At 30.3% G+C, this 7,673-nt stretch carries 10 protein-coding genes; 9 read left to right on the forward strand and 1 reads right to left on the reverse strand.

Translation table 11 applies throughout. The features are described 5' to 3' along the window. Positions 1–188 precede the first annotated feature (188 nt). From ispF to COZ07_RS09315, 8 genes are all read left to right on the forward strand, one after another. On the forward strand, positions 189–677 hold the full coding sequence (gene ispF / locus COZ07_RS09280; protein WP_406608283.1) for a 2-C-methyl-D-erythritol 2,4-cyclodiphosphate synthase: 489 nt from the start codon (positions 189–191) through the stop codon (positions 675–677). A 159-nt stretch (positions 678–836) separates the two neighbouring features. Next, positions 837–1,238 carry a DUF1844 domain-containing protein gene (locus tag COZ07_RS09285; protein ID WP_406608284.1) on the forward strand — a complete coding sequence of 134 codons (402 nt, stop codon included), beginning with the start codon at positions 837–839 and terminating at the stop codon, positions 1,236–1,238. Positions 1,239–1,283: 45 nt separating this feature from the next. Next, positions 1,284–2,270, forward strand: a complete 987-nt coding sequence (locus tag COZ07_RS09290; RefSeq protein WP_406608285.1) for a tetratricopeptide repeat protein — start codon at positions 1,284–1,286, stop codon at positions 2,268–2,270. A 223-nt stretch (positions 2,271–2,493) separates the two neighbouring features. Next, positions 2,494–3,060, forward strand: a complete 567-nt coding sequence (gene nadD, locus COZ07_RS09295; RefSeq protein WP_406608286.1) for a nicotinate-nicotinamide nucleotide adenylyltransferase — start codon at positions 2,494–2,496, stop codon at positions 3,058–3,060. A 30-nt stretch (positions 3,061–3,090) separates the two neighbouring features. Further along, positions 3,091–3,663: a bis(5'-nucleosyl)-tetraphosphatase (symmetrical) YqeK gene (yqeK, locus tag COZ07_RS09300; protein ID WP_406608287.1), complete on the forward strand. Its 573-nt coding sequence runs from the start codon at positions 3,091–3,093 to the stop codon at positions 3,661–3,663. Beyond that, entirely contained in the window at positions 3,663–4,577 is a 915-nt protein-coding gene (locus tag COZ07_RS09305) for an LCP family protein (protein WP_406608288.1), read from the forward strand. The genes yqeK and COZ07_RS09305 overlap by 1 nt, the downstream gene beginning before the upstream one ends. Positions 4,578–4,689: 112 nt before the next feature. After that, a complete protein-coding gene (rsfS, locus tag COZ07_RS09310; RefSeq protein WP_406608292.1) occupies positions 4,690–5,073 on the forward strand; it encodes a ribosome silencing factor in 384 nt (127 codons plus the stop codon). Beyond that, a complete protein-coding gene (locus COZ07_RS09315; RefSeq protein ID WP_406608289.1) occupies positions 5,073–5,450 on the forward strand; it encodes a LiaF transmembrane domain-containing protein in 378 nt (125 codons plus the stop codon). The genes rsfS and COZ07_RS09315 overlap by 1 nt, the downstream gene beginning before the upstream one ends. Here the strand turns inward: COZ07_RS09315 and COZ07_RS09320 are convergent, their stop codons facing one another. Beyond that, a complete protein-coding gene (locus tag COZ07_RS09320) occupies positions 5,451–6,512 on the reverse strand; it encodes a lysylphosphatidylglycerol synthase transmembrane domain-containing protein (protein ID WP_406608290.1) in 1,062 nt (353 codons plus the stop codon). Between the two features lie 411 nt (positions 6,513–6,923). On the opposite strand from COZ07_RS09320, the gene COZ07_RS09325 reads away from it, so the two are divergent. After that, positions 6,924–7,607, forward strand: a complete 684-nt coding sequence (locus COZ07_RS09325) for a DUF554 domain-containing protein (RefSeq protein WP_406608291.1) — start codon at positions 6,924–6,926, stop codon at positions 7,605–7,607. Positions 7,608–7,673 lie beyond the last annotated feature (66 nt).

A 7,673-nucleotide genomic window follows, 5' to 3' on the forward strand; every position in this document is an offset into this window, starting at 1 on the left:
GCGTGGAGCGGATAAGACACAATAATAAGTAATATGTAATGAGCAATTAGATTATAGTTCTTAATTTACAAAAATAGGTTACTTATTACTTACAGGTTACATATTACACAACTTACTGGTTAACGGTTAACTGGCAAAGGGGGTAACTCGATACTCGATACTATATACTGATAAACAGTGAGGTAAATATGCGGGTAGGTTTTGGATATGATGTTCATCATTTGATTTTAGGAAGAAAATTAATTTTAGGAGGAGAAATTATATCTTATGAAAAGGGTTTAGATGGACATTCAGATGCGGATGTTTTGATTCATTCTATAATAGATGCTTTATTAGGAGCAGCAGGAGAAGGAGATATCGGACAACATTTTCCAGATAATGATGAACGATATAAAGATATTTCCAGTTTAAAGTTGTTAAGAAAAACTTATGAAATTTTAAAAGAAAAGAAGTTTGCCATAAATAATATAGATATTTCAGTAGTATTAGAAGAACCCCTACTTACGCCTTTTATTATTAAGATGAAAAATAATATAGCTAAAGTTTTGAAAATATCTTCCAGAAGGATAAATATTAAAGCTACCACCAATGAGAAGATGGGTTTTATTGGGAGAAAAGAGGGCATTGCTTCTTATTGTGTAGTTAGTCTAACCTATGCGCCACGCAATATGAAATAAAAAGTAATGTAGGGGCACGATGCATCGTGCCCACAGGAGAAATTAGGTAATAATATGGCGAGGGCACAATTCCTGTCTGCGTGCGTACACGCACAGGCAGGCATTGTGCCCCTACATAATTATAACCAAAAAGTCATTTAGAAGGGAGGAGATTAGATAATGAAGGAAGAGGAAAACAAGGCGAAAAACAATGATAAAATAAAAGATAAAAAGATAAAAAGAGAAGAAGTTAAAAAAGAAGAAAAAGAAGAGACAAAGAAAAAATTTAAAGAAGAAGAAAAAAAAGAAGAAGAACATTTTAAAGAACCCGAGTTACCTGTTCTTTTTGTTTGGTTTATAGGTATGTTGAGCGGAAAGTCGTGGGAATATTTGGGTCTTATTATGAATCCTGAGACTAAAAAAGCGAATAAGGATTTAAAAAAAGCTAAAATTACTATTGATACTATAGCATTTTTATATGATCAAATTAAAGATGACTTGAACAAGGAAGATTATAAGCGGATTGAAAGTTTATTGGCTAATTTAAGAATGAATTATGTGGAGAAGTTGAAAGAATCATAAAATTAAAGACTTATTTTATCAGAAGAAAGTGAGGGTGAAGACATAATGATAAGGGAGAAATTTTACTTAAAAATCAGCTTAAGTTTATTAATACTATTTCTAATCTTAATTATAATTAGTGGAGCAATTTATGCTCAAGATTATCAAACCTATTATAAAAATGGGTATATATATTTTACGCAGGAAAATTACGAGAAAGCCGAACAAAATTATAAGAAAGCTATTGAATTAAACCCTAATTTTGAAAATGCTCATTATTGGTTGGGAAGAGTTTACCAACAATCTGGGGCTTACAATAAGGCAATAGAACAATGGAAAGAAGTTTTAAGGATAAATCCAGAAAATCAATATGCTTTCTTGTATTTAATAGGGAGTTTTAATAGTACATCTCGAATTCAATCAGATAGTGCCCTTGATTATTTAAACGAAGGAATTAAAATGATTGGAAATCCTGAGGAATACCTTTATAAAGAAAGCGTCCCTTCTGTAGACCTCTTGCTTACTGTCATTCCTTATTTTAAAAAAGCGATAAGTATAGAACCAAATTTATTAGAGGCTTATTTTTGGGCAGGAGAAATTTACCAGGTTTTAGGGGATAAAATTACCCGACAGTTTCTTCCTTTAGCCATAGAAAGCTATATAAAATCAATAAATATTGAGGAAGTTAGAAATCCTTTATCCTTTACTCATCCTTCACCATATTGGCGTTCGTATATTCAATTATCCAAAATGTACCATTCTTTAAGATTAAAAGATAAGGAAGAAAAATTATGGTTTGAGTTAGAAAGAATAAAGTCACTCCCCTATCAACAAGCTTTGGAAAAAAAGGGGTATTTTGGCTTTGGTTATCCTCCTAAAATAGAAGTTAGCTTTCAAGATGTAGATAAGATAGAGAACTGGATTTATCCGGATAAAAATAATACTTTTGTAGTTATTAATGGAGAAGTGCAGGGTGAAAAAGAGAAAGAGCCCGAACAGAGTGGAATAGAAACAAAAGTTGAAGAAAGTATACCGGAGGAGAAAGGTGACTAGCGTATAGTGTTTAGCGTATAGTATATAGTAAAAAACGAAAAGCTTAAAGCTATATTCGTGTCTCGTATCTCGTGAATCGTATCTCGGAAAAAAGGTAGAAATCAGAAACCAGACCCCTGGCTTCTGAATTCTATTTTCTTTACTATATACTAACGACTATATACTAAAAGAGGGAGGAATTATAATTTTTAAAGAAAAAGAAACTATTAAGCGTTTAGGAATAATGGGCGGAGTTTTTGATCCCATACATTATGGGCATCTGTTTACTGCTGAGGAGGCGAGAGTTAATTTTAGACTAGATAAAATAATATTTGTTCCCTGTCGTCAACCTGCCCACAAAAGAGAAAATAATATTTCTAACCCCGAATGCCGATATTTAATGACTATTTTAGCTACCAGTAACAATCCTTTTTTTGAAGTATCTAAAATTGAACTTCATCGGTCAGGTCCTTCTTATTCAATCGACACAGTAAAAGAGTTTATAAAAAAGTATAATCATAAAATTAAAATATTTTTTATTACTGGAGCTGATGCTTTTTTAGAAATAAATTCCTGGTATAAGAGCGAGGAATTGATTAAGCTTTGTCAATTTGTAGCAGCTACTCGACCGGGATATGATTTAAATAAATTAGATCAAAGATTTAAAAAAATTATTAAAATTATGGAGATTCCTCCTCTGGCTATATCTTCTACTGCTATTAGAAAAAGGGTGAGAGAAGGAAATAGTATAAGATATTTACTCCCCTACGAAGTAGAAGAATACATTTATAAGAACAAATTATATCAATGATCTTTTTCAAACAAAAATTAGGAGATGAGAATGAATATTAATTCAATAAAGTCGAGATTAAGAGAAATGTTGAGTAAAGAAAGATTAGAACATTCTATCAATGTTTCCGAAGTGGCTCGTGATTTAGCTTTAAATTTTGGTTGTAATGTGACCAAAGCAGAGATTGCTGGATTATTGCATGATTGTGCTAAAGATTTAGATTATAAAACTTTACAGGCGATGATTAAAGAATATAATATAAAGACAGATAAACTTATTTATAAAATTCCTAAGTTATTACATCCTTTAGTAGGAGCAGCTATAGCAGAAAAAGAATTTAATATTCAAGATTCTACCATCTTGAAAGCTATAAGGATACACAGTACTGGCGCAGTTAATATGTCTATTTTAGATAAGGTAATTTACCTTAGTGATAAAATTGAACCTTTAAGGAATATGGAGGGAGTGGAAGAAGTAAGAAAGATAGTATGGGAAGATTTAGATAGAGCGATGTTAATGGTCTTGGATAAAGAGTTATTATACTTGATTAGTGAAGGCTTATTAATTCATCCTGTTTCTATTAAAGCAAGAAATAATATTCTAAATAAGGTGGTTTATACTTAATGTATGAAAATAATTTAGAGGGTAAGACAAGAAAGAGTAAAAAAAGAAGATTAAAAGGGAAAAAAAATAGAAGAAGATTAAGCCCCTTGATATATTTTATCTTATTATTAATTATTCTAATTGTTTTTTTAAATTATTTTGGGATATTTCCCTTTAGTTCTAATATATTATCTTACAATCGAATAAATATGCTAATTGTAGGTTGTGACGAAATTGAAAATCAAGGACGGGCTGATACAATAGTTTTATTGAGTATTTCCCCTAAAACTAAAAATGTCCTTATTCTATCTATTCCTAGAGATATAAGGGTAGAAATTCCAGAAAGAGGAATGGATAAAATAAATCATGCCTATGCCTTTGGAGGAAAAGGACTGATAAGTAAAACAGTTAGTTCGTTTTTAGATATACCCATAAATTTTTATGTTATAGTAGATTTTATCAAATTTGTTAATATTATTGATGAGTTAGGCGGTGTAGAGATAAATATAGAAAAAGAGATGCATTATATTGATAAAGCAGGAGGACTTAATATAAACCTTTATCCAGGAAAGCAAATATTAGATGGAGAAAAAGCTTTACAATATATTAGATTTAGGCATGATAACTTAGGCGATCTGGGTAGGATAAAAAGACAACAAAAATTAGTTGAGGCTTTAATAAATAAAATGATGAATCTTGGCTCTGTTACAAAAATTACGCAGATATTGGAGGGGTTAAAAACGTACTTAGAAACTGATCTAAAACTACAAGATGCAGTTGCTTTAGCTAATCTATTTAAAGGGGTAAGCCAGGATAAATTTATAATTGAAACCGTTCAAGGTAATCCAGTATATATTAATGGAATTAGCTATTTAGAACCAGATACAATAGAAGTGCAGAAAAAAGTAAAATCATTAATTTATGGTCCAAAATAGAGGAATAAAAGTAAAAATTTTAAATGGGAATGGCAGCTCTGGAATTGCTCATAAGGAAGGTTCAGATTTGATTATAATATTAGGGAAAGATATGACTAATTAAAAAGAGGTGGTGTTTTTGAAGAAAAATTCATTAACTGTTGCAAAAATGGTTGTATCTGCTGCGGAAGATAAAAAAGCAAAAAATACCATAATATTAAAAATAAGTAATTTAACTCCGGTAGCGGATTATTTTGTAATTACTAGTGGTGATTCAGCACCCCAATTAAAAGCAATATCTAATTTTATCATGAGGAAATTAAAAGAAAATCAAATTAGATTATTGCATTATGAAGGCAAGCCGGAGACAGGATGGATATTATTGGATTATAGTGATGTAATAGTGCATATATTTTCTGAAGAGAAAAGAAATTTTTATGATTTGGAATATATTTGGCAAGAAGCAAAGAGAATTCGTTTATTAAAGCGGGAAAAAATATTAAAGGAGGGAAAATAATGAGTGCTAGTGAAGAAGGTAAAGGAAATTGGATTTTTGGATTAATATTATTAGTAATTGGTATAATATTTATAGTTGAAAATTTTACTGATATGGAAGTTTGGGGGAAAGTTTGGGAATTTTGGCCAATAATTTTATTTATATGGGGAATAAAAGAGATCTGGCAAAATAAATCCATTTTTTTTGGAATAATATTAATAGTGATAGGAACCAAATTTTTTGCTCAATATTTTTTTGATTTTGTAGTATCAGAAAATATTTGGAAATTTTGGCCTATATTGATAATTGCTTTAGGTATTGACCAAGTCTTTAAATCCTTTGGTGGGCTTAGAGGTAAAGCCAGGAGGAAGATAAAAAAAGAAGAAGAAGAAATATAATTACTTTATTTCTATCTCTTTTTTCTTTTTTAAATCCTTTATTTCTACCAAAAGCATTATTAACCCGATGCCTAAGTTAAAGTAAAAGACTATAAATCTCCAAGCTCCTACAAAAAGACCTAAAAGGTAATGAGGGATAAAGAAAGAGAATAGAGAAGCAAAACCAACCTCTGCTGCTCCACTACCACCTGGAGTAGGCATAAAAGGTAAAATAAAGTAGAAGATGGCTTGCATTATCAATACGTGAGAAAGGTTAAAGTTAATTTTAAATCCTCGAAGAATAAGGGGAGCTATTACAAAAAAAGTACTCCAAAAAATAGCAGTATAGAGGATAGATAATAGTATTTTAACCCAATTTTCTTTTAATAGATTAAAACTTTTATGAAATTCTTTAATTTCGAAAATTATTTTATCAGTTGAATGTAATATTTTTTCTTTTTTAAAAAATTTAGAAATACAGGATAATTGTTGAATCCTTAGGATTAGTTTTATTATCATTTCCGGATATTTTACTGCTAAAACAAATAAAGAGAGAAGAAAGAGAGAAAATAAGATAGCCAGGTCAATAAGAATTATAGAAAGAGTCGTATAACCGGTAATTGTTTCCCTAAAATAGAAAAAGATAATAGGATTAACGATAGTAAAAACCAGAGTCTTAAGTAGAGGCATAATAGTGGCAATCATCGTAGCTTTGCCCAAAGGTATTTTATGTTTGATATTTTTATTAAATAAATATATTTGAGCGGGTAAAGTACCAGAGAAGAAAGGAGTTATACCACCAACAAAGTTGCTAATATAATATACTTTTAAAGCTTCCATAAAGGTGATTTTTTCATTAACTGATTCTACCGCCATTTTTATTCTAAGAGCATCTATTGTGGCAGCAAATAGCATTAGAATAAAAGCTAAAAATAAGTATTTTTGGTTAATATAAGAAAAACTTGCCCAAGTATTCTGGTTAGTAGTGATAAAAGTAATAATTAAAAAAGTTATAATTCCAATAAATAAAGAAATTAACAATCCTTTAAAGAGTCTCTTTTTATCTAAAATTAATTCATCCAAATAATCCTTTACTCCTTGATTTGTCAAATTTACCAATTAAATAGTTGTTAGTGAATAGTCATCGCAAGTTCTAAATCTGGTGTAGGGGTCGGATTTATCCGACCCGAATTATCTATCTAATTTTTTAGCGGGCTCGATGAATCGAGCCCCTACACCTCGGCTATCCAATTAGATGGTATTTTTAACTTAAAACCTGAAATCTACAAATTAGAGTATAGCATATTTTCCTTTTTATTTAAAATTATACTAAAAGATGTATTTTTCCAAAAATATTACCAATTATCAAACTTTGGGGTATAATAAATAAAATATAATTTTTAGATCGGAAAATATGAGATAAAATACAGACTAAATAAAACATGGTTATAATATAATATAAAAGATTAATTTGGTAGAGAGGAAGAAATATTAGTGAAAGGAACAATAGTAAATGTGGTGGCAATTTTTTTAGGGTGTTCTGTGGGACTTATTTTAAAGAGTAAATTTCCTGAAAAAATTGAAAAAATTATAATGCAAGCCCTCGGATTAGCTTCTTTACTAATTGGGATGCAGATGGCTATTAAAGCAGATAATATATTATTGGTGATATTCTCTCTGGTAATAGGTGGGGTGATTGGAGAGATAATAGACATTGAAGCAGGTTTGGAAAGATTTGGAGAAAGAATTAAGCGGAAGTTTAAGAGTAATAATACATCGGAAAGATTTGTGGAAGGATTTCTTACCGCCAGTCTATTATATTGTGTAGGCTCTATGGCCATAATGGGTGCTATTAAGGAAGGCCTAAGTGGTAATCCAGATATACTTTATGCCAAATCATTGTTAGATGGAGTAACCTCTATTGCTTTTACTGCAGCTATGGGAATAGGGGTATTATTTTCGGCTATTCCGGTATTTTTGTATCAGGGAGGGATTACTTTGTTATCTCGCACCATAAAAGATTTCCTATCTCCGGAAATAATAAATGAGATGACTGCGGTGGGGGGAATTTTAATATGGGGTATAGGTTTTGGATTATTAGGGATAAAAAAAATTAAGGTTGGGAATCTATTACCCGCTATTCTGGTGGCTGCATTTTTAGCCGCGATTTTTAGCTAAAAGGGAAGATAGAAAAGGTCTATAAAAATGAAATTAAAACTTAATCTAGAAGATAAGATTTTAAAA

Source organism: Candidatus Infernicultor aquiphilus, assembly GCF_002784285.1.
Taxonomy (GTDB): Bacteria; Atribacterota; Phoenicimicrobiia; order Phoenicimicrobiales; family Phoenicimicrobiaceae; genus Infernicultor; species Infernicultor aquiphilus.

Excerpts from the sequence above, each read along its gene's own strand:
- nadD (WP_406608286.1), top strand. The coding sequence starts at position 2,494 with ATGGGCGGAGTTTTTGATCCCATACATTATGGGCATCTGTTTACTGCT.
- COZ07_RS09285 (WP_406608284.1), top strand. The coding sequence starts at position 837 with ATGAAGGAAGAGGAAAACAAGGCGAAAAACAATGATAAAATAAAAGAT.
- COZ07_RS09290 (WP_406608285.1), top strand. The coding sequence starts at position 1,284 with ATGATAAGGGAGAAATTTTACTTAAAAATCAGCTTAAGTTTATTAATA.
- yqeK (WP_406608287.1), top strand. The coding sequence starts at position 3,091 with ATGAATATTAATTCAATAAAGTCGAGATTAAGAGAAATGTTGAGTAAA.
- COZ07_RS09315 (WP_406608289.1), top strand. The coding sequence starts at position 5,073 with ATGAGTGCTAGTGAAGAAGGTAAAGGAAATTGGATTTTTGGATTAATA.
- COZ07_RS09305 (WP_406608288.1), top strand. The coding sequence starts at position 3,663 with ATGTATGAAAATAATTTAGAGGGTAAGACAAGAAAGAGTAAAAAAAGA.
- ispF (WP_406608283.1), top strand. The coding sequence starts at position 189 with ATGCGGGTAGGTTTTGGATATGATGTTCATCATTTGATTTTAGGAAGA.